The organism is Bacillus sp. AY18-3 (assembly GCF_008042305.1).
Taxonomy (GTDB): Bacteria; Bacillota; Bacilli; order Bacillales; family Bacillaceae_G; genus Bacillus_A; species Bacillus_A wiedmannii.
On the sequence record NZ_QKQR01000002.1, the window covers coordinates 26,127 to 47,658 of the forward strand.

18 protein-coding genes are annotated in these 21,532 nt (G+C 34.6%); 2 read left to right on the forward strand and 16 right to left on the reverse strand.

Features of this window, described 5'->3' with window-relative positions; genetic code table 11:
- Positions 1–107 precede the first annotated feature (107 nt).
- Entirely contained in the window at positions 108–500 is a 393-nt protein-coding gene (locus DM800_RS00730; protein WP_147786211.1) for a YueI family protein, read from the forward strand.
- Positions 501–621: 121 nt separating this feature from the next.
- Here the strand turns inward: DM800_RS00730 and DM800_RS00735 are convergent, their stop codons facing one another.
- Positions 622–2,046, reverse strand: coding sequence for an aldehyde dehydrogenase family protein (locus DM800_RS00735; protein ID WP_048546594.1), 1,425 nt, complete (start codon positions 2,044–2,046; stop codon positions 622–624).
- Positions 2,047–2,178: 132 nt separating this feature from the next.
- Positions 2,179–3,534 carry a hemolysin family protein gene (locus DM800_RS00740; RefSeq protein WP_002108356.1) on the reverse strand — a complete coding sequence of 452 codons (1,356 nt, stop codon included), beginning with the start codon at positions 3,532–3,534 and terminating at the stop codon, positions 2,179–2,181.
- Between the two features lie 353 nt (positions 3,535–3,887).
- On the opposite strand from DM800_RS00740, the gene racA reads away from it, so the two are divergent.
- Positions 3,888–4,430, forward strand: coding sequence for a chromosome-anchoring protein RacA (gene racA, locus DM800_RS00745; protein WP_088063272.1), 543 nt, complete (start codon positions 3,888–3,890; stop codon positions 4,428–4,430).
- Between the two features lie 96 nt (positions 4,431–4,526).
- On the opposite strand, the gene DM800_RS00750 is transcribed toward racA, so the two are convergent.
- The 14 genes from DM800_RS00750 to gntK form a co-directional block, all read right to left on the reverse strand.
- Positions 4,527–5,123, reverse strand: a complete 597-nt coding sequence (locus tag DM800_RS00750; RefSeq protein ID WP_000487799.1) for a hypothetical protein — start codon at positions 5,121–5,123, stop codon at positions 4,527–4,529.
- A gap of 274 nt (positions 5,124–5,397) precedes the next feature.
- Entirely contained in the window at positions 5,398–7,248 is a 1,851-nt protein-coding gene (locus DM800_RS00755) for a hypothetical protein (protein WP_147786212.1), read from the reverse strand.
- Positions 7,238–9,058, reverse strand: coding sequence for an AAA family ATPase (locus DM800_RS00760; protein WP_147786213.1), 1,821 nt, complete (start codon positions 9,056–9,058; stop codon positions 7,238–7,240). Before DM800_RS00760 ends, DM800_RS00755 begins: the two co-directional genes overlap by 11 nt.
- Positions 9,059–9,164: 106 nt before the next feature.
- Entirely contained in the window at positions 9,165–9,425 is a 261-nt protein-coding gene (locus tag DM800_RS00765; RefSeq protein ID WP_000391452.1) for a hypothetical protein, read from the reverse strand.
- A gap of 75 nt (positions 9,426–9,500) precedes the next feature.
- A complete protein-coding gene (locus tag DM800_RS00770) occupies positions 9,501–10,928 on the reverse strand; it encodes a basic amino acid/polyamine antiporter (RefSeq protein WP_000129474.1) in 1,428 nt (475 codons plus the stop codon).
- 213 nt (positions 10,929–11,141) lie between these two features.
- Positions 11,142–12,653, reverse strand: coding sequence for an ABC transporter permease/substrate-binding protein (locus DM800_RS00775; protein ID WP_000129146.1), 1,512 nt, complete (start codon positions 12,651–12,653; stop codon positions 11,142–11,144).
- A 3-nt stretch (positions 12,654–12,656) separates the two neighbouring features.
- Complete coding sequence (locus DM800_RS00780) at positions 12,657–13,604, reverse strand: ABC transporter ATP-binding protein (RefSeq protein ID WP_147786214.1); 948 nt, start codon at positions 13,602–13,604, stop codon at positions 12,657–12,659.
- A gap of 100 nt (positions 13,605–13,704) precedes the next feature.
- A complete protein-coding gene (locus DM800_RS00785) occupies positions 13,705–14,262 on the reverse strand; it encodes a YdcF family protein (RefSeq protein ID WP_147786215.1) in 558 nt (185 codons plus the stop codon).
- A gap of 79 nt (positions 14,263–14,341) precedes the next feature.
- Positions 14,342–14,878, reverse strand: a complete 537-nt coding sequence (locus tag DM800_RS00790) for an NADPH-dependent FMN reductase (RefSeq protein ID WP_000780362.1) — start codon at positions 14,876–14,878, stop codon at positions 14,342–14,344.
- Between the two features lie 146 nt (positions 14,879–15,024).
- Positions 15,025–16,179 (reverse strand): CgeB family protein, encoded by a 1,155-nt coding sequence (locus DM800_RS00795; protein WP_088063266.1) that lies wholly within the window; start codon positions 16,177–16,179, stop codon positions 15,025–15,027.
- A gap of 34 nt (positions 16,180–16,213) precedes the next feature.
- Positions 16,214–17,434, reverse strand: coding sequence for a tetratricopeptide repeat-containing glycosyltransferase (locus tag DM800_RS00800; protein ID WP_147786216.1), 1,221 nt, complete (start codon positions 17,432–17,434; stop codon positions 16,214–16,216).
- Between the two features lie 270 nt (positions 17,435–17,704).
- Positions 17,705–18,601 (reverse strand): phosphogluconate dehydrogenase (NAD(+)-dependent, decarboxylating), encoded by an 897-nt coding sequence (gene gnd, locus DM800_RS00805; RefSeq protein ID WP_060488646.1) that lies wholly within the window; start codon positions 18,599–18,601, stop codon positions 17,705–17,707.
- 18 nt (positions 18,602–18,619) lie between these two features.
- Positions 18,620–19,969: a GntP family permease gene (locus DM800_RS00810; RefSeq protein WP_064477346.1), complete on the reverse strand. Its 1,350-nt coding sequence runs from the start codon at positions 19,967–19,969 to the stop codon at positions 18,620–18,622.
- 14 nt (positions 19,970–19,983) lie between these two features.
- Positions 19,984–21,522: a gluconokinase gene (gene gntK, locus DM800_RS00815; RefSeq protein ID WP_088063264.1), complete on the reverse strand. Its 1,539-nt coding sequence runs from the start codon at positions 21,520–21,522 to the stop codon at positions 19,984–19,986.
- Positions 21,523–21,532: the final 10 nt, after the last annotated feature.

Here is a 21,532-nt window from a genome sequence, read left to right on the forward strand (position 1 = left end):
CATTCCATTTTCCTTCCTTTCATTCAAAATTTTTTACATTCGATGCGACTTTTTTTTGCATCCTGCTTCATTCTTTCGTACAATAGAAAATGAAAGGTGTGAAAAATATGGTAAATAAAAATGTGGAAGATTATCTCCAAGAAGGCATTTACGGCCAAAAGCAGAACAAACCAGAAGAACGTAATATGTATTTAACTACGTTACGTGAGCGTGTAGAAATCGCTTTAACTATCGGTCAAGTAATGCAAAGTAATGTATATTCTGAAGTAGCTAGTAGCATGCGCTCTTCTCAATCATTACAAATATTCCTAAATGGTGGCATTGCTTACCCACATTTATCAAAATACATTAAATTAGCAAATGAAAAAAATGTTCCTTTTACAATTGTTCAAAATAAAGGTATAGCAACACCAATCGGTTTAGTATTATCTCATAGCACTGCTGTTGACAAAGAACAAATTTATGTAGAAGATGCTATTTTCAAACAAGAAATGAAGTAAAAGGTACACTTGGTTAAATTAAATCGTTCCGAGAAACGTAAAACAAACAATAAAAAAACGAGTATGGAATCGTAAACATTTCCAGCTCGTTTTTTATTAGGATATTTAAGCTCGCTCTACTTTACTTTTTAATACACACTAATTTCATTTCTGTCATTTCTTCTATTGCATATTTAATTCCTTCACGCCCCGTACCACTTTCCTTAACACCACCGTAAGGCATATGATCTACCCTAAACGTTGGAATATCATTAATCATGACACCACCAACCTCTAGCTCATCAATTGCACGCATTGCTTTAAACAAATTATTTGTAAACACACCTGCTTGTAGACCGTAACGTGAATGATTTACTTGCTCAATTGCCTCATCAAATTCTTTAAATGTATTTACTGTCATGAGTGGACCAAATACTTCTTGGCACTGAACAGATACATACTCTGGAACATTTGTTAATACAGTCGGTTCAAAAATCCTTGCATCACGTTTCTTACCACCGTATAAAACAGTAGCACCTTCCTTAATAGCTTCTTGCACCCACATTTCTATTCGCTCTACATCTTTTTTCGAAATTAAAGCCGATACGTCCGTTTCTTCCAGCAATGGATCACCAACAATAACTGTTTCCATCGCTATCTTTAGCTTTGAAAGAAATTCATCCATTCTCTTTTCATGTACAAAAACACGTTGTACCGAAATACAAACTTGTCCATTGTTTACATATGCTCCCCATTTTACACGTTCAATTACTTCATCTGTTAATTCTACATCTTCATCAATAATAACAGCAGCATTTGATCCCAGTTCCAACGTAACTCGCTTTAACCCAGCCTTTGCCTTAATTCCAATTCCAACTTTCGGACTTCCCGTAAAAGTAATGGAAGCAACATCATCATTTGTAACTATCGCCTCACCTACAGTTGAACCGGGACCAGAAATAATATTTAAAGCTCCTTTTGGCAATCCTGCCTCTTCAAATAATTCAACTAATGCGTAAGACGATAATGGCGTTTGATCAGCTGGTTTTAACACAACTGTATTTCCGGCAGCAATTGCAGGGCCGACTTTATGTGCCACTAAATTTAATGGGAAATTAAATGGGGTAATAGCTCCTATAACCCCTATCGGTTTTCGTATTGTGTATGCAATACGCCCATCTGCACCAGGTGCTGCATCAAGTGGCAGTGTCTCGCCGTATATACGCTTCGCTTCTTCCGCTGCAAATTTGTATGTCTGAACGGTACGATCTACTTCTCCCCTCGCAGCACGAATTGGTTTTGCAGCCTCTTTTGCAATAATCTCTGCAAATTCTTCTCTTCTTTCATCCATTTTTTGTGCAACCTTCTCTAAAATAGTCGCACGATCATATGCAGATAATGTATTCATTTTTTTCATTGCATTTTTTGCAGCAGTAACAGCCTCTTGTACATCTTCTTCCGTTCCTTGTGCAATTTCCGCTAACGTTTCTTCAGAATATGGTGCGTATAATGGTTTATAAGTGTTTACAGACTTCCAATCTCCATTTATATATAAATGCTTTTTCATAAATCTTCCCCTTCCAAATATATGTATACAACAATATTTCACCTAGTGAAAGGTCTGGCTTATGCCATTGTATCATAGCCCTTATTCTGCCAAAAATATTATGCTCAAAAAAACCCTGCCATATAGCAGAGTCTACGAACTAATTTGTTCTTGAAATGGAATTTGTTTTTCATCTTCTAAAATAACAATTGATTCTACAGTTTTTGTAACTTCTAATCTCTTTATATAGTGTCCATCTAATTCTTTTACACAAAACTTATAATTTTCAATTTCAATGAAATCCTCTTCAGCAATTTCTATATTCTTCGTTAAAATCCAACCACCGATTGTATCAACACCATTATCATCAATTGTTAAACCTAATAACGTATTCACTTCACTAACAAGTACTTTTCCCTCTAGTATTGTTTTCGTTTCACTAACTTGTTGAATTTCTGGCTGTTCATCCGTATCAAACTCATCTTGAATATCTCCCACTATTTCTTCTAAAATGTCTTCAACTGTAACAAGTCCAGACGTACCACCATATTCATCTATCAATATAGCAATATGCGTTCTTTCTTTTTGCATTTTTAAAAATAAGTCGTGTATTGGGATAGAGTCGATAACTAAAATGATTGGCCTAATATATTGCTCTACTTTCTTATTACTTACTGCATTATGCTGCACAAAATCTGTGAAAATATCTTTAAAGTTTACAAAGCCTATTACGTGATCTTTGTCCCCATCTACAACTGGATATCTCGTATATTTTTCCCGAGACATTTTTTGCAAAGCTTCTTCAGCAGGCATTTCTTTACTTATAATATGCATCTCAGTTCGGGGGACCATTATTTCTTTCGCTATACGATCATCAAATTCAAAAATTTTATTTACATATTTATATTCAGATTGATTAATCTCTCCATTTTTGTAACTTTCTGAAACTAACAACCGTAATTCTTCTTCTGAATGAACCTCATCGTGCCCTTTCGGTGGTTTCAGCCCTAACAACTTCGTAATAATTCGAGCTGATCCATTTAGGATCCAAATAAATGGAAACGCCATACGATAAAAGAAAATTAACGGTTTAGCAACAAACAAACTCACTTGTTCAGCTTTTTGAATCGCGAATGTTTTTGGGGCCAATTCCCCTATTACAACATGTAAAAATGTAATAAACAAAAACACTAAAATTACAGCAAAAATGTCTGCTAGTTGAGTAGAAATGTTCAAATTTACAAAAAGCGTGTCAAACATTTGCTTTAACGCCGGTTTACCAAACCACCCAATCCCCAGAGCTGTAACTGTTATTCCTAGCTGACAAGCAGATAAATATTCGTCTAAGTTTGTAATGACTGTTTTGACAGATGTTGCGCGATTATTTCCTTCTGCAATTAAATAGTCAATTCGTGAACTTCGCACTTTAACAATTGCAAATTCTGCTGCGACGAAAAATGCCGTTAAGGCAATTAAAACAATCACTATACTTATACTATATATGTCCAAATACTTCTCCTTACTTACATTGTAAGCAAGGAAGCCACCTCCTACTTAATTTTATTCAAGTGAAGTAAGCATTCTAATACTCTAAAAAAATTCTACATTAGCAACCACCTTTTTATATATTATATGCATACATAAAAAAGATATTTATCATTATGATAATCTAATTCATTTCCCTTAGTCAAATAGTTCTAAATCTTAAGATAAAACATTTTATATAAACGATATATTCTTCACAGGTTCATTTCGTGAAAAAACACTTTCTTTGCCGATTCCACACTTCTTTTGTCACACTAGAAGGGAACTTCCTTCATAGATCGAAATCATTCAACAGGATATATATAGGAGGGATTATTTTGGAATATAAAACACCATTTATCGCAAAAAAATTAGGTGTTAGCCCAAAGGCTGTTGTCCGGATTGCACAACAATTAAATCTTACGATAGAAAAAAATAAATATGGTCACTTTATTTTCACACAAGAAGATTTAGATCAAATGTTAGAATTCCATCTTTCACAAATAGAGCAGTCTCAAAACTCTCACCCTACTCAAAAAACATCATCAAATGATGTTGAAGAATTAAAAACTCAAGTAAATACAATCGTTCAAAACAAATCATCACATGAATTTGAGCAATTAGCAGCTCAATTAAACACTATTACGAGAAGGCTAGATCGAATGGAAGAACAAATGCAAGATAAGGCAAATGATGTTGTTACGTACCAACTTTTACAACATCGCCGTGAAATGGAGGAAATGTTAGAGCGAATTCAAAAGCTAGAAGCTTCCCTCAAGAAAGAAGAACCAATATATATTACTCCCGATTCAAAACCAACATATGAACGAGAAAAGAAGCCGAAGCGCCGCAAAATGATTTTTAGTATATTTGGATTATAATTTTTAGACCCTTATTAAAATAATAAGGGTCTTTTTTCATGAAGAATGACTTCATATTAAAATAGTATTCTCTTTATTATATATATTTATTTCGCTTTATTTTGTTAACATAATATTCTTACTGTATTCTGCGATTAATGCCTGTGCATGAGCATTCCCTTGAATCACATCTCGAAATTCTTTTAAAGAATACAAATGCGTAGCCCCTTTTCGGGCATGAATTCGCACTGGTACACCTTGTAAAGTATCATGAAACTGAAATGGCTTATCTACCGGTTCAATTGGGAAACCGAGTGTTAATAAATACATATACATTCTTTTTGTCACTGCTGCAATATACCATTCTGCTTTCGTTTCTAATGCATGCATAAATAAAATAGCTGTTAGTCTTTTGAAGTGTCCTCTCCCACGAGACGTTTTCGCAATACTCAACTTGCCTATTTCATACACATTTTTTAAATCTTTCACTAAATCATTTTTAGAAAACGGATAGAAAAACTCAGAATTCGATTGCTCTGGTTCCGTATACTTAATACATTCTACTGTACCAATATGATGTTCATCTTCTATTAATAAAAATCGTGATGGATTTAAATTACGTTCTACGAACATTAAGTTTCTTTCTTCACAAAAATCTCCCCATAGTTGCTCGAACCAAAAATGTTCTTCTTTTGTTTGAACACGCTGGAACATATTTACCCGCCTTTCCCATCGCCGCTCTGTTTTTGATAACGCTTTCACTATCTATCATATAAGAACAAATCTTCGTATGCAACTAAAAATATTTATGACTTATTATATTCTGCAAAACGAATTAAATTCCATCTTAATCGTCTTTTATCCCTCATGTACCGTTCTTCTAACAATATATTTATATTACTTTCAAATTCAAATCGTATAAAGCTGTCTTCCATACAGCATATATTTCTTCTTAATCTAAAAAAATCCTTTATAAAAAAGGATTTTTTTACTTCTTCATGCTTTTTAACCACTTCTCAAAAATTTGTACCATTCCATGTTTTCCGGCTAATTTCTCTTCCCCTTGTTTCGTTTTATATGGATATAATTGCAAGAACACACCACATCCAGACTCAATTTTTTTACTATGCATATGACTTCCTGGATATACACAAATAACTTCATAAATGGCCCTTCGATAATAGACTCTCTTTCCATCCTGTTCTTCTACATATTTTATAGACCAGTACTTATACATTTGCTCAGTTGCCTTCGTATTTCCAACGTGCTGAAAAATGTTGTACATTGGGCTATACTTCACTTCAATAATAATAGAAGATTGATATACGTATTTTCCTTCCTCCTTTACATAACAGTCTAAGCGAATGTCTGGCTTCTTCGTATCTTCCCCATTATAAAAATTACTCCCTTTACTTAATGCAATAAGGGGATGAGTTTCAATTAAATCATTAAATGCGACATGTACTCTAATATCATCTCGGTGTAAAACTACTGTCGTTCCATCCTGTAATCCATCTACATAAAAATGTTCTTGAATTTGTTCACGAATGGAATTTCTAGCCTCAAAACCAATTTGCTCTAACATGGAAATAACGATAAAAAAAGCGTAATATTCATACACTAAAAATGTTGGTTTATAAACAAATAATAAAGATGGAGATTGTTCTGTATATTGTGGAAGTACATCTAAATGCTGTAGTAGTTGTTGATGTGGTATCGGTAAATCATGTGAGTACATGTTACCTGTTTCGGAAACTTCTCTCCAAAATGGAGAATGCATTAAAGTTTGAAAGTATTGTACACTTTCATGTACAAAGTGCGCTAATATTTTATATTCTTGTATCTTCATAGAGCTTTTTCGCAAATCCGCCTCTTTTAGTAAATGAATATTTTTATATTTTTGTTTCTCTCTATCGGTCACTGATCCATTACGCTCAATTGTTTGTATAATCGTTTTTACAGCTTGAAATTCTTCTGATTTCTTCCTTTTTGCTCTTTCTAATATTTCAATTGTTTGGCGCAAAAAACTTTCAGCTTCAAGTAAATAGAAATAAAATTGCATCGCTTTAAATTTAAGAAATGCATTTTCCTTACTATTTTTTTGTTCTATAAACTTACGATTATAATATTTTGCATACGGTTTTCTTTCCGCCACTATGGTTCCTTTTCTCGTTGCTTTCCGCTCTTTTTCTTCCCATTTATATTCATGTATAAATTTTGAACTCGATTCTATTTTCTTAAAAATTTGCTTTATCTTTTTCATTTTTTGCGGCAACTTTCTAAGTAACACTAAATAAGAAGAATCTTCAATATCACTAAGTGCAGAGAAAGTCTTTTTATAATAACCTCTATCTAAAATCAACTCATTCAAAATTGACTTTACATAGTTTTGAATCATTTCAAATTGATCATCAAAAAAATTTTTGGGAACGATTTGAAATGCGCCATAATACGTTCTATCTTCTATATTCACTTCAAAATGATATAATCCACAACGCCATGGATAAAAGAATTCCGTTTTTCCATGTTCATATATTAATACCTTTTGTTTTTTTTCATTTATTTCATATTTTGACTCTTTTATATTTTTCTGTCCCTCATATACTTTATTCCATATAAAAGTAATATTCATTGGACTTTCATAATGGTAATGCAATCTAATTGGTTTTAATTCTTGTACTTTATAAATACATTGAACTAATGCTGTAGTAGATGTACAAAGACGATTTAATAAAATATATTCCCCCTTTGCCTCAGTTCCAATGATTAACTTTAATACAAAAGGGAGTGTTTCTTTCGTATCAACGATTTCTGTTTCATATCGCCCTTCATTTTGCATAGCCATACAGCTCCAGTTCTCTACGCTTTTCTCTTATATATGCTAAAGAGTGTTCAAATGTAGATACTCTGTTTGCAAGTGGCGATTGCAAAAGAGGTAGTAATGTCGCCCCCCTTTTTACGTCTTCAGAAAGTAAAGACCCAACCATCATTTCAGTACCTCTTATTTTCGTCAATACACGTTGCTTGATTTGTAAATCAAATCCCTCTTCTCTACTGATCATATAGGAATGATTATTTTGGAACGGTATATTTTGCAAGTAAGTAGCGATTGCGTTTGCACATCGAAATGAAATTCCCTTTGACATATCATGTGATGACAATACAACATGTAACTTATCTAATAGTTCTAACTCTTCTTCAGAAAACACCTCAATCATCGCTTTATTCCTGACCCAGCTTATACGAAATTCTCCTGCAGTTACTTTCAGAGGTGGTTGTAATACAATTTTCTCTTGTTCCATACACATCTCACAAAACGGAATCTTTTGTAACGTTATTAAATTCGTCCGATCTAATAATCGATCTGAGAGTTCTTTCGTTGTTTCATCAAAATTTACTGTACCTACAAATATAATATTTTCACCAATTTCAATTGTTGCTGGAATTGGATTTTCTTTTTCTTGTACACCTTCATACAAATTTAGAATACGGTTTTGCTTTTCAAGTTGAAGAACAGATAGAAATGGAGTAAACCAATGCTCAATATGTGACATATTCATTTCATCAAAAACGATTATATATAGTTGATTTTGATTTTCTTTTGCCTTCATTAACGCCCTAACTAATTTTGTTTCACTTTCAATAAAAGTACCATTTGGGTGAAGGTAACCAAGTAAATCATGTGGTTCTTGATACGATGGTGAAATCGGAATCCAAACCAATTCTTCCCCATACTGTAATCCAAGTGCTTCTGCATAAGCTTGCACAAATCGGGATTTCCCAGCGCCTGGTATACCACCTAGAATCGTCAACATATTTGTTTTCGCACTTATATGGAAATTATAAATGTCCGTTTCATCCAAATATAGCCCTTTATTACGTACAAAACTTTTTACATACTGTAAAAAGACGGATTCACGCTCATCCCATTCCCATTCATCCTTGTGCACTTTTATTTCCTCTACTTCTACATGCTTACCTTCTTCAGTCATTCGTTTTTTTAATTGCTCATACATGTGATTGCTTACAAAATACAATTGATCTTCTACCGCTATTTCCACATACTTCATCCAGTCATTTAAGTCTATATACTTACATTCCCGCTGCTGTTCAAAATATGCGATTGAACTAATTGATGATGACTTTAAAGATATATTTCCATATAACCTTCCATCGTGCCACAATAATTCGGGAGGCTCAAAGTCTTTCGGATATTTTGGCATTAGAAATGACAAATAGCCATTTCCAAGTTTTCTTTCTAAAGACTCTCCTTTTTTGTATTCGGAAACTTTAGGTACTGGAATCATTTTATAGCCATTGGCCATTTCTCGTGGTTCTTCTGCACAAATTAACTCCACGTATATATGTCCTCTTTCATAATAGAGACGAAACATAACCAATTGCTTTTCTAATTTTCTTTTCTTTAATTCCGAAAAGACTTTTTCATTCTTTTTATTGCTACATAAACCTTCAAATACGTATGGTTCATTTTTTAATTGCTCTTGTAACGTGAATGGTATTGGCGATAGGCATTGTACAAAGAAGTTCTCTCCATTCTTCTCTCTCTCTGCTTTTGTAAACTTTCCGATAAACCTCATATAGTACATTCTTTTTATAAAACTTGGCTGAAGAGCTTTATGTAATCTCACCTTCGTCACCTTCTTTTTTTCATACTATTCTTAGTGTATGAAAGAAACGAAAAACTAGAAACAAAAAACCTGACGTTATCCGCCAGGTTCAAAATTAAAACGTATATTAATGAGATGGAAATGCTTTTTTCTCTTGTAAAATGGCATTATGAGCAATTTTCATTTTAGCAAGTACATATCGTAATCGATCTTCAGCGTTTTCATCTGTATTTTGCTGTAATTCCGCCAAATTTTCTACAGCACTCGCTAAATTTTCAATCACTCCTCGTAGTTCAGGATGATGATTAAAAAAGGATTCTTGCACTAATACTTTCCTTACTTCACTCGCTAAATCAACAATTCTGGTTAACTGTTCTTTTTCTTCCATTTTCATCCCTCCTGAATATCTTATGTATTAAATATTCTCTAGACAAAGAAAAAAGCCCTTTATTTAAAAGGACTTTTACATTTTTATATTTCCAGTTAATAACATATAAAGTGATGTGATAGCTGCGATAACAATTGCCCACATTACATATCTCTCAATACCTTTAAAACAACGATTTCCTTTTTCTTTTCTTGCATACATGTAAACAATAATCCCAATTCCATACACGATTGAAACAAGTAATAAATTTTTCAAACCTGCTGCATATAGAAGCCATACAGAATAAGTAGAAGCAATTAAAGCTAACGAACCGTTTTTTACTTTTGCATCTTTTAGTTCGTTTGTAATAACTAATTTAAATTGGAATAACGCTGATAATAAATATGGTACTAAAATTGATGTTGAAGCAATAAAATACATAATTTGATATGTTGATTCTGAAAACAGAACGATTATAAATATAATTTGGGCAACGCCATTTGAGATCCATAATGCCATATGTGGCGTTTGTTTTTTATTTGTTTTCGTAAAGACTTTCGGAAACACGCCATCTTTTCCTGCTACGTGGGAAATTTCAGAAACAAGTAAAAACCAGCCTATTAATGTACCTACAAGTGAAGCAACTAACCCAATGTTAATCGCAACGGCGCCCCATGTCCCAACAACATGTTCTAATACATGTCCCATTGACGGGGTTTCTAACACGGAAAGCTCTCCTCTTGTCATCGCTCCCATAGACAAGACAGAAATTAAAATATAAATAGACATTACTAAAATAAGTCCAAGTACTGTCGCTTTACCAACATCTCGGCTATTTTTCGCTCTACCAGATAATACAACCGCTCCTTCAACTCCAATGAAAACCCAAAGAGTTACAAGCATTGTATTTTTCACCTGACCAAGTATAGAGGAAACTGATATAGTTCCTTCTCCCCAAAAATCATGTGTAAATGTATCCCAGCGAAACGCTGTTACCATTACAACAATAAATAATACGATTGGAACTAATTTCCCTATCGTTGCAATAACATTCATAATAGATGCTTCACGAATTCCAAATAAAATTAGAAAATGAAGTGTCCATAATAAAAGTGATGCACCAACGATAGACGCAACATTATTTCCACCTTTAAAAATGGGGAAGAAATAACCTAATGTACTAAACAGTAACATGATTGTTGCAACGTTTCCTAAAATTCCTGCTAGCCAATATCCCCAAGCACTGTTAAATCCGATATATTCTCCGAAACCAGCACGTGCATAACTATAAATTCCGCCCTCAAGCTCCGGTTTTTGTCTTGCTAACGTTTGATATACGAGCGCGAGTGGAATCATTCCCATCGCTGTAATACACCAACCAATTATTATAGAGCCGCTATTTGCTCCTACTGCTAAATCATGCGGTAAACTAAAAACACCGCCACCAACCATCGTTCCGACTACTAATGCAATTAATGGAAAAAACCCTAACTTCTTTTCTATTTGTACCACCCCATCTGTCATTCTAGGTGTTATGTTCGTTCAACTATTAAAGTCACCTTTTTCTCTAATAGACGTTTCTCTTATATTTTTTCAGGAAAACATTACTTATTCTAAAAGAAAATGAAGAAAAATGGAATACTTTTTTGAAAAAATGTATAAGTATGCACAAAAAAACCGTTCATTTTGTAATGAACGGTCATTTCATACATATAAATTTGTATATTTCTTGTAAAATTAACGAAGTAAATTCTCTTTTTGTAAAAATTGTTTCGCAACTTCTTCACTACTTTTTCCATTCACATTTACTTCATAATTCATTTTTCGCATTTCTTCATCTGTAATCTTCCCAGATAATGTATTTAATACTTTTTCAAGTTCAGGATATTTCTGTAACGTCTCTTTTCTTAATAATGGTGCACCTTGGTACGGTGGGAATAACCCTTTATCATCTTTTAGCACTTTCAGTCCATACTGCTCAAGTTCACTATCAGTTGAATATGCATCGATTACGTTAACATCCCCTGATTGAATTGCACTATAACGTAGTTTCGGTTCCATCGTTTTCACATTTAAAAACTTATAGTTATATAATTTTTGCATTCCTTTATAACCGTCTTCACGATCAGCAAATTCTAATGTGAATCCTACTTTAGCATCCTGTGCCATTTTTCCTAAATCAGAAATTGTATTTATGTTATTTTGATCTGCTATTTTTTTTGGCATAGCTAGTGCATATGTATTGTTATACTCCATCGGCTTCAACATAACCATATTATATTTCTTTTCCATTCCAATGCGAGCCTGCTCATATACTTCATCCCGATTTGTGCTTTTTGGCTCTTCTTTCACAAAAGTAGATAAAGCTGTTCCCGAAAACTCAGGGTATATATCTACTTCTCCTGATTTCAATGCTTCAAATACAAATGCTGTTTTTCCAAGACCTGGTTTTAATTCTACGTGTAAATCGGTATCCTGTTCAATAAGCTGCTTATACATTTGAATTAAAATTTCAGGTTCTGATCCAAGTTTTCCGGCAATAACAATATCTTTCTTTTGTGTGTTCCAAAGAAAGGGAGAAGCAATCATTATACAAGTAATACATATCGTCAATATAATACGCTTAGAAGAGCGTTTTGGACTCTCAAGCACTCGAAGTACTACATCAAAGAATAAAGCGAGTAACGCGGCTGGTACGGCCCCTAAAATGATAAGCGCATGATCATTTCGATCGATACCAAGTAATATGAGTTTTCCGAGCCCACCAGCACCTATAAGAGCTGCTAATGTAGCTGTTCCAACAATTAATACCATCGCCGTACGAATACCGGCCATAATAATTGGTAATGCAAGAGGAAGCTCTACCTTCCACAGTCTTCTCCAGCTATTCATCCCCATAGCTCTCGCTGCTTCGATTAAAGATTCATCTAACTCCCTTATTCCTGTATATGTGTTTCGTAAAATAGGTAATAGTGCATACACAACTAATGCAATAATGGCTGGGAGTTTTCCAATTCCTACTAACGGAATTAAAAGTCCGAGTAATGCAAGTGATGGCACTGTCTGCATAACCGCAGAAGTTCCTATTATAAATTCAGCCATTCGTTGTTTTCTCGTTAATAAAATGCCAAGTGGCACCGCAATAATTACTGCAAAAAATAGTGAAATAAGCGATATTTGTAAATGCTCACTTAATGCAGTTAGTAATTCTATTTTTCGCTCTTGGAACGTTTGTATAAAATCAGTCACTGTTTAGCCTCTTTCCTTCATTTGTTCAACAATGTAATTAACAATATGACGACTTGTTAAAGCTCCAACATATTGACCATTTTCTTCAACTGGAACGACTTCGTCAGCTCGTACACGAACTAATGCTTCTTGTAAAGAAGAATGCAATGATAATGCATCCCCTTCTACCCGTATACTTTCATCAAGTGGCAATACATCTTCTATACTTTTCCCCTCATACCAAGGTTGTCCACGATTTCCAATGAACTCTTCTACAAACTCATTTTTCGGATTATGTATAATACCTTCTGGTGTATCTAATTGAACTACTTTTCCTTCTTTCATAATACAAATACGATCTCCAAGTGATAATGCTTCTTGCATATCATGTGTTACGAATACAATTGTTTTTTGAATCTTCTTTTGCAATTGTACGATATCCTTCTGAAGCTGTTCCCTACTTAATGGATCTAACGCACTAAACGGTTCATCCATAAGAACGATTTTCGGGTTTGCGGCTAATGCTCTTACGACACCAACGCGCTGCTTTTGCCCTCCTGACAATTCATCAGGCATACGATCGCGATATACGTCTGGGTCTAGCCCGACCATCTGTAGCAACTCATCGACACGAACTTTTATTTTTTCTTTGCTCCATTTTCTCATTTCAGGAACAACTGCAATATTTTCTGCAATTGTCATATGCGGAAACAAAGCGATTTGCTGCAATACGTATCCTATATTCCAACGCAATTCATTAATATTATATTGTTGAATATCTTTTCCATCGATTAAAATAGATCCTTCAGTCGTTTCAATTAAACGGTTAATCATTTTCATTGTCGTTGTTTTCCCGCAACCACTCGGACCAATGAGAACAAAAAATTCTCCCTTTTTAATTTCTAAATGCAATGAATCCACTGCTTTCATGCCATCTTCATACGCTTTTGACACATGATTAAATTGAATCACAAATACAACTCCTTTAATGTTGTTTCCTTTATTTTGATGGAATACGGCATTCATTTCAAATGATACGCTTTATAATTAAAAAAGAGCTCAAATTTGAGCTCTAACGGTCGAACAATATCGTTTTCATTATTGCAGCATATTCACGTACATACATTTTTTTCTTAGAGCGCATTGGTGTTTCAGCAGCTAGTGCCTCCATCTTCATGCCTAAACGCTTTGCAATTATTTTGGTCCTATACAAATGATACGTATTACTTACAACTACCGCATGTTTCACATCATATAAATCCATACTAAACTTTAAATTCTCATACGTATTTGTAGATTGATCTTCTATTAAAATACGACTCTCATCTATACCATGAATCATTAAATAGTTTCTCATACTATGAGCTTCCGGTATATCTTCATCTTCCCCTTGACCACCTGAAACAATTACTTTCGCTTCAGGATGGGAATGTAAATATTCCAACGCTACATCCAAACGGTTTTGAAGAGATAAAGACGGTCTATCTCCAAATAACTTTGCGCCTAAAATAAGAACGTACGGAGAGTGATTACTCAATTTTTCACGAGCAACTTTCTTCATTCGAAACGTCATATAAAGAATGTACAGTGGTGGAAATAATAAGATTATAAGCAAGATCCATTTGTTCATAAATAAGTTTGCACTCCCTTTCTTTTTATTATATAGAAAAAGATAGGAAGGCAGAAGTATTTTTTATACGATTGATTTATCACTCCACTCCTAGTTGTTTTTTCACCTCTTTATATACGCTCATATATGCTTTTAATTCTTTAACTAGATCATGAATTAACGGTTTTGCATCTTCTCCCAGTTCACCGTCTTGTACATGAAGTCCATCAAGCACAACTTGTTTTGGGATTGCATTTGCGTACACCCCTCTAGCAACAATACGCATACTGTTTAATGCGTTAATGCCACCTTTACCGCCTCCAGCAACTGCAAGTAATGCGACAGGTTTATGAACAAATTCACTACTGCTTAAGTAATCTAACGAATTTTTCAACGCTCCACTCATTGCATTATGATATTCAGGTGTACATAGTACTACACCGTCTGCAGTTTTCACTAATGCCTTTAATTTTTTTACCGCTTCTAATTCACGTTGTGATTCTTCCCCGTTATATAAAGGCAGTTCCTCTACTGATAAATCGTATAACTCCCCTTCAAATTGATCAGCAATATATTTTGCCACCACACGAGTTCTACCGAATTTTCTTGGCGTACCGTTAATAACGACTAGTTTCATAATTATTTCTCTCCTTTGTTTTTCAGTTATACTTTTATATTATCAGAAATTTCTATACAAAACACAATATAAAGAGGGAACTAGCTTGATAAAATAGTATGATAGACGAAAAAAAGAACTCATACGAAAGTAGGAGTTCTTCACAATTACTTTTCTTCCGCTTTATCGCTCAGTATGTCTATGCTTCTTTTTGCTTCAAAATGGTTATACGCTTTTTCTGCTAATTTAATACGTTCTTCTGGTAATTCTATATATTTCATAACGTTTTCTATTATTTTTTCATACGGAGTAAACACTATTCCTGGCCACTCTATCTCGTCCTCAGGATTACTATTTTCAGAGATAATAAATTTCTTATTTGCCACTGCATAAGAAACTCGAGGAGTTTCAAGAATACCCGATAAGTAAAAATGAATATTTAATATAATTTTAGACCTAGCAATCAACTCATTTCTAACAATTCCCCACGCATTATTTTTAAAAACAATATTTAAATTCGGGGCAACTACTTTTAATTGATTAAAAATAGCTTGTCGCCTTGGGTTAAGAGCACCTATAAACAGTATATCAATGTCTTCAGTTAACTCTTCATCAAATGCATCTTTTTTTATTTCTAGAGTTGGGGCATAGTTCATTTCCACATGTTTTATTTCTTTTCCTACTCCTTTTTGTTTTAACCATTCTATATTTTGTTTACTATAATCCCAAATTTCCTTATCTTTTAATAACATTAAATAAAGAGGATGCGCATAAGGACTTCCTTCATATAGCTGTTCTAAATTATAAACAATTGCATTTTTTGGTAGTAGATTCGGATTATGTGCGTACGTATGCGCTCCAAAAACAATTGTATTTTTCACATTTTCTAGTATTGTTTCTGATATGATTGCTGTATTTCCCTCCTGCTCCAATCGCCATTTCAAAGCTCGCGCGACATCTATGAAACTACCATACGTCTTTGGGCATATAAAAAGACAATAATCATATTCTTTATTCAAATAGGCTTCCATTAGTCTTAAATTATTTTTATATAAATCCACATCCGGATATTTAATTAAAAGCTCACTTGCATGTTTTTTTGCTACTTTATACATTCCAGCATAATAAGCAGCAATGCACCTTCTTAATTCGATTTTTTGCCGATGCTCTTCTGCTACGTCCATGTCTATAAGGAGATTTGCGATACAATACGCTTTTAAATGATCACGATCATAATAATAATCTAGTAGTGGCATCAATTCTTCATACGTATTTCCATGCACGGATTCCCCTAGTTCTAGCGCCCATCGTATTAATTCCATGATTACTCCACTACTCCTTTAACCGACAATGTATTTAATAAAATTTCGCATTACTTTCTACCATATTTGCTATATGCAACGGTAGCTCTTCTTTTTTCGATTCCAAATATTTTTGTGATACTGCACCTAAATGTTTTTTATGCGGTATATAAAAAGCACTTATAGAAATCTCATAGTCAAATAAGTAATCATACACATGATAATCTACAAATAGCAGATCATTTTTCGGAAAAGGAATTTCCTTCCCTTGCAACGCATACATCAAAGCAATATTATTTTGAGATTTTAATCGATACATTCTTGCAAGTTGGTATAATGGCTCAGCCCGAGTTGGTCTATATTCCCACGCTTTTTGAAAATAAAGAATAGCTAATGCTGTATATTGCTCTTCTTGCGCCTTAGCATTTTCTTTTTCATCCACTTCTGTTACCTCATATTGTTTATTTGCTGAACGGTTTGCTAATTGTTCATAACAAAATCCTATTCGCAATAACGAATAGAACACCTCTTCAACCCATCCACCTGCTTCCACTCTTTTTTTGTACCATTTAATCGAATCTTCAAATTGACTTAAATGAAAATAAGTTTGGGCTAAGTAAAATAAATATCTTATATGCAAATCTGGCGTTGTTTCTGGATCACTCAATCCTTGTAACAACAACCGCTCATCTCTCTCAAATTTATCAGCTTTACTACCACCATCCCCAGGATCGTTAACGACAAGCGTCTCTAACCTAGCTACCCTCGTATTGTAATTCGCACCAACTTTGGAACGATCTATATCCCAATACTCATGAGTAACACCGACAGATTTCCATGGTAAAGAAGCTTTCAAAAGGCGTGTAAGCCAATACTTAATATGAATATCATATTGCATTGTAAGATAGTGGTCTTCCGTTAAACTAGTCTTATCAAACTCGGGATCAACTTCTAATATCATATCTGCATCTAATATTAATAAATAATCTGCTTCTGGATATGTTTTTTGTGCTAATGAAACTGCTAAACTTCTGTTATAGCCAAAATTTTGAAATGGTTCATGATGAACTGTTCCAGGGATTTCATTTTCTTCACACCAATTTTCAATAATTTCAGGTGTATTATCAGTTGATCCCGTATCACAAATAGAAACAAAATCTACAATTGATTTTGTAGCATTTAAACATCTTTCCATAATTCTAGACTCGTTTTTAACAATCATACAAAGACATAACTTTTTTTCTTCCCCTGCATTCTTCACTTGCTCATTTCCCATTTAACCACCTCATATTTTATTAACACGCTCTTTTCATATGTAACACCACTTCATAGCTACACTGATGACATAATCATCCTTTTACTATTTATGAAAATTTCATTTTATTTATTCTTATTTTTATGTTGGGACATCTTTCATGCTTCACTATATATTTGATACAATCAGTACAAATAAACAATGATTGATTGATATTTTTAAATTAGAGATTTCTTACACTATAAAAAAAGAAACTTGCGCCTATGCACAAGTTTCTTTTTAAAAACAACCTTATTTTTTCACAACTTCATGTCCACCGAACTGATTACGAAGAGCTGAAACTACTTTTCCGTGGAATGTATCATCTTCTTGAGAACGGTAGCGCATAAATAATGACATTGCGATTACCGGTGCTGCCGCTTGAAGTTCAAGTGCCGTTTCCACAGTCCATTTCCCTTCTCCTGAAGAGTTCATCACACCTTTAATGCCATCAAGTTTAGGATCATCTGCAAATGCCTTTTCAGTTAAGTCCATTAACCAACCGCGGATAACTGATCCGTTTGCCCATACTTTAGCAACATCTTCATAATTGAAATCAAAATCACTTTTATCTAACACTTCAAAGCCTTCAGCGATTGCTTGCATCATTCCGTATTCAATACCGTTATGAACCATTTTTAAGAAATGACCACTTCCGACGCGGCCTGCATAAGAATACCCATTCTCTACTGCTAAATCTTTAAATAAAGGTTCTAATTGATCATAAATTTCTTTTTCTCCACCAACCATTAAGCAAGCACCGTATCTAGCTCCTTCTACACCGCCTGATGTACCGATATCTACGTAATGTAAACCAAAACTTTTCGCTTCTTCAGCACGGCGTAACGTATCTTTATAGAATGAATTCCCGCCTTCAATAACGATATCGCCTTCCTCTAATAATGGATATACATCTTTTAGTACCGATTCAACAACTTCTCCCGCAGGTACCATTACCCAAATTGTACGAGGAGCTTCTAGTTCAGCAATCATTTCTTTTAATGTATGACGAGCAGTAATCCCTATTGCCCCTGCCTTTTCAACAAGCTCTTTATTAACGTCATATACAACTACTTCATGCTTGTCTTCATATAAATGTTCTGCTAATGGGAATCCCATTTTTCCTAATCCAATTAAACCTAGTTTCATATTCATCAATCTCCCATTCTATACAAATATATTTAATAACGAAATTAGTCCAAGTGCTACAACAGATAATATCGTCTCCATTGCAGTCCATGTTAATAATGTTTCTTTCACAGTCATTCCAAAATACTCTTTAATCATCCAAAATCCAGAATCATTTACATGTGATAAAATTAATGACCCTGCACCTGTTGCAAGTGCTAGTAGTTCAACATTTACACCTGGTGTACTTGCTGCAATCGGTGCTACAATTCCAGCTGCTGTCATCATAGAAACTGTAGCAGATCCAGTCGCAATTCGGATAAGTGCCGCAATTCCCCAACCTAATAATATCGGTGAAATATGAGATTCTTTCGCCATTTCTGCGATTGTCGTTCCAATTCCAGAATCTAATAATACTTTATTAAACGCACCGCCTGCACCGATAACTAACAGTATGTTCGCAATAGGCCCTAAACAATCATTTGTAAATTGTAATACTTTATCTTTTGAGAAACCTTTTGCATAACCAAGACTAAAGAAAGAATATATCGTTGCAATTAATAACGCGACTATTGGATCTCCAATGAAGTGCAATACTTGTGCAAGTTGACTTGTTTTGCTTAGCCCTACTTCCGCAATCGATGCACCTAGCATAAGAAATACTGGAAGTAAAATAGTAAACAATGTATTTCCGAAACTAGGAAGTTCCTTCTTCTTATCTCTTTCAATAAATTGCTCCGCTATATCTAATGGTACTTCTTTATGTATACGAGCACCGATCCATTTCCCGTAAAGCGGACCTGAAATGATTGCAGTTGGAAGTCCGACGATTAAAGCATATAAAATTGTCTTCCCTACATCTGCTTTAAAAATACCTACTGCTGCCATCGCCGCTGGATGCGGTGGCACGAGTCCGTGTACAACAGATAGTCCTGCTACTAGTGGAATACCGATTGTAATAAGTGATACCCCTGTTTCTAACGCAATTGTAAATACTAATGGAATTAGTAGTACAAATCCAACTTGGAAAAATACTGGAATCCCTACTAAAAATGCAACGAACATCATCGCCCAGTGAACACGTTTCTTCCCAAAACGATCTATTAATGTGGTAGCAATTCGTTCAGCACCGCCAGATTCGGCCATCATTTTTCCTAGCATGGTTCCTAATGCTAAAACTATCGCTAAAAACCCTAACGTATTACCAAGCCCTAGTTTAATAGAATCGATAATCCCTGGATCTTTTGGTGAAGTTCCAATCAATGGCATTCCCATTGCAAGTCCTACACCAATTGCTGTTAAAATTAACGCGACAAACGGATGCCATTTTACTACTGTAATAAGTAAAAGTAGTATGACAACTGCCGCTAGTACGATTCCAACTACCATTTCTCCCAATCCCCCTATTGTTTACGTTGGAAAGCAGCTATACAATCAAATTCTTCTTTCAAGCGATTGTAAAGTCGTTCATACATATAAAACATTTCTAAATATATAGCCGTATTTTCTTTATTCGGTACATGATGATGAACAATATCAATCCAATCCTTTACCTCTTCAAGAGAATCAATTTTTCCTACAGCATATAAAGCAACTGCCGCTGCCCCAAGCGCAGATGCTTCATGACTTTCAGGAACAAGCAATTCTTTTCCCATCATATCGGATAACATTTGTCTCCAAAATGCAGATTTCGCAAAACCTCCTGAAACGCGTATTTCAGTAAGTGGCCCTGTACAATCCCTGATTGCGAGTGCAACAGAATATACGCTCATACAAACACCTTCCATGACTGCACGTATAAAATGTTCTCGTTTATGCTGAAGGTTTATTCCAAAGAATGTACCACGAGCATTTGCATTCCAGTACGGTGCACGCTCTCCAGATAAAAACGGTAAAAATAGCAATCCACCCGCTCCAGCTGGTACACTTTCCGCATACTTAATTAATAAATCATACGGATCAATGCCAAGTTTTTTTGCTACTTCTTGCTCTGGGCTACCAAATTCATCACGTAACCATCTCAGTAATATTCCGCCGTTATTCGTTGGTCCGCCGATCACCCAGTGCTCGTCTGTTAATGCATAACAAAACGTTCTTCCTTTTTCATCTGTATTAACACTTGATGAAATTGTTCGAACCGCACCACTTGTACCAATTGTAATTGCAGCTGAGCCAGGCGATATTGCCCCAACGCCCACATTCGCAAGAACACCATCACTTGCACCAATAACAACTGGCGTATCTTCACGAATACCCATCTTTTGTGCTAATTCCGGTTTCATACCCGACAAAATATATGTAGTTGGCACTGGTGTTGATAATTGTTCTGGTGACATATGTAACAACGTTAAAACATCTTCATCCCAGTTTAATGTTTCTAAATTAAATAACCCGGTAGCTGATGCTATTGAATAATCCACTACGTAACGTGAAAACAATTGATACATAACATACTCTTTAATGGAAATAAATTTATATGCGCTCGCATATAATTCTGGCTCTTCCTCTTTCATCCACAATAATTTAGAAAGTGGCGACATCGGATGAATTGGTGTACCCGTTCGTCTATAAATTTCATGACCATTCATATGTTGTAATAATTTTTCTGACTGTTTCGTACTTCGATTATCTGCCCAAATGATAGAACGCGTTAATGGTGCACCGTTTTTATCTACTGCAATTAATGCGTGCATTGCTGTACTAATACCGATTGAAGAAATATCCTCTGGTAACACGTTACCCTTCCGGATGGCAACGCTTACAGTTTTATATACAGCAGCACATATTACATCAGGATCTTGCTCAGCCCATCCGACATTCGGTTGAATAATTGGATAATCAACTGCATGTGATGCAACGACTTTTCCTTTTTCTGTAAATACAACCGTTTTTGTACTTGTGGTACCGATATCAATCCCGATTACTCTCCCCCTTGTTTCCATGCGAATCTTC

What these genes read in the sequence shown, in the direction of transcription:
- DM800_RS00730 (WP_147786211.1), top strand. Translation starts at nt 108, where the DNA reads ATGGTAAATAAAAATGTGGAAGATTATCTCCAAGAAGGCATTTACGGC.
- gntK (WP_088063264.1), bottom strand. Translation starts at nt 21,522, where the DNA reads ATGGAAACAAGGGGGAGAGTAATCGGGATTGATATCGGTACCACAAGT.
- DM800_RS00790 (WP_000780362.1), bottom strand. Translation starts at nt 14,878, where the DNA reads ATGAAACTAGTCGTTATTAACGGTACGCCAAGAAAATTCGGTAGAACT.
- DM800_RS00770 (WP_000129474.1), bottom strand. Translation starts at nt 10,928, where the DNA reads ATGACAGATGGGGTGGTACAAATAGAAAAGAAGTTAGGGTTTTTTCCA.
- DM800_RS00795 (WP_088063266.1), bottom strand. Translation starts at nt 16,179, where the DNA reads ATGGAATTAATACGATGGGCGCTAGAACTAGGGGAATCCGTGCATGGA.
- DM800_RS00755 (WP_147786212.1), bottom strand. Translation starts at nt 7,248, where the DNA reads ATGCAAAATGAAGGGCGATATGAAACAGAAATCGTTGATACGAAAGAA.
- gnd (WP_060488646.1), bottom strand. Translation starts at nt 18,601, where the DNA reads ATGAAACTAGGTTTAATTGGATTAGGAAAAATGGGATTCCCATTAGCA.
- DM800_RS00810 (WP_064477346.1), bottom strand. Translation starts at nt 19,969, where the DNA reads ATGGTAGTTGGAATCGTACTAGCGGCAGTTGTCATACTACTTTTACTT.
- DM800_RS00735 (WP_048546594.1), bottom strand. Translation starts at nt 2,046, where the DNA reads ATGAAAAAGCATTTATATATAAATGGAGATTGGAAGTCTGTAAACACT.
- DM800_RS00750 (WP_000487799.1), bottom strand. Translation starts at nt 5,123, where the DNA reads ATGTTCCAGCGTGTTCAAACAAAAGAAGAACATTTTTGGTTCGAGCAA.
- DM800_RS00765 (WP_000391452.1), bottom strand. Translation starts at nt 9,425, where the DNA reads ATGGAAGAAAAAGAACAGTTAACCAGAATTGTTGATTTAGCGAGTGAA.
- DM800_RS00785 (WP_147786215.1), bottom strand. Translation starts at nt 14,262, where the DNA reads ATGAACAAATGGATCTTGCTTATAATCTTATTATTTCCACCACTGTAC.
- DM800_RS00800 (WP_147786216.1), bottom strand. Translation starts at nt 17,434, where the DNA reads ATGGGAAATGAGCAAGTGAAGAATGCAGGGGAAGAAAAAAAGTTATGT.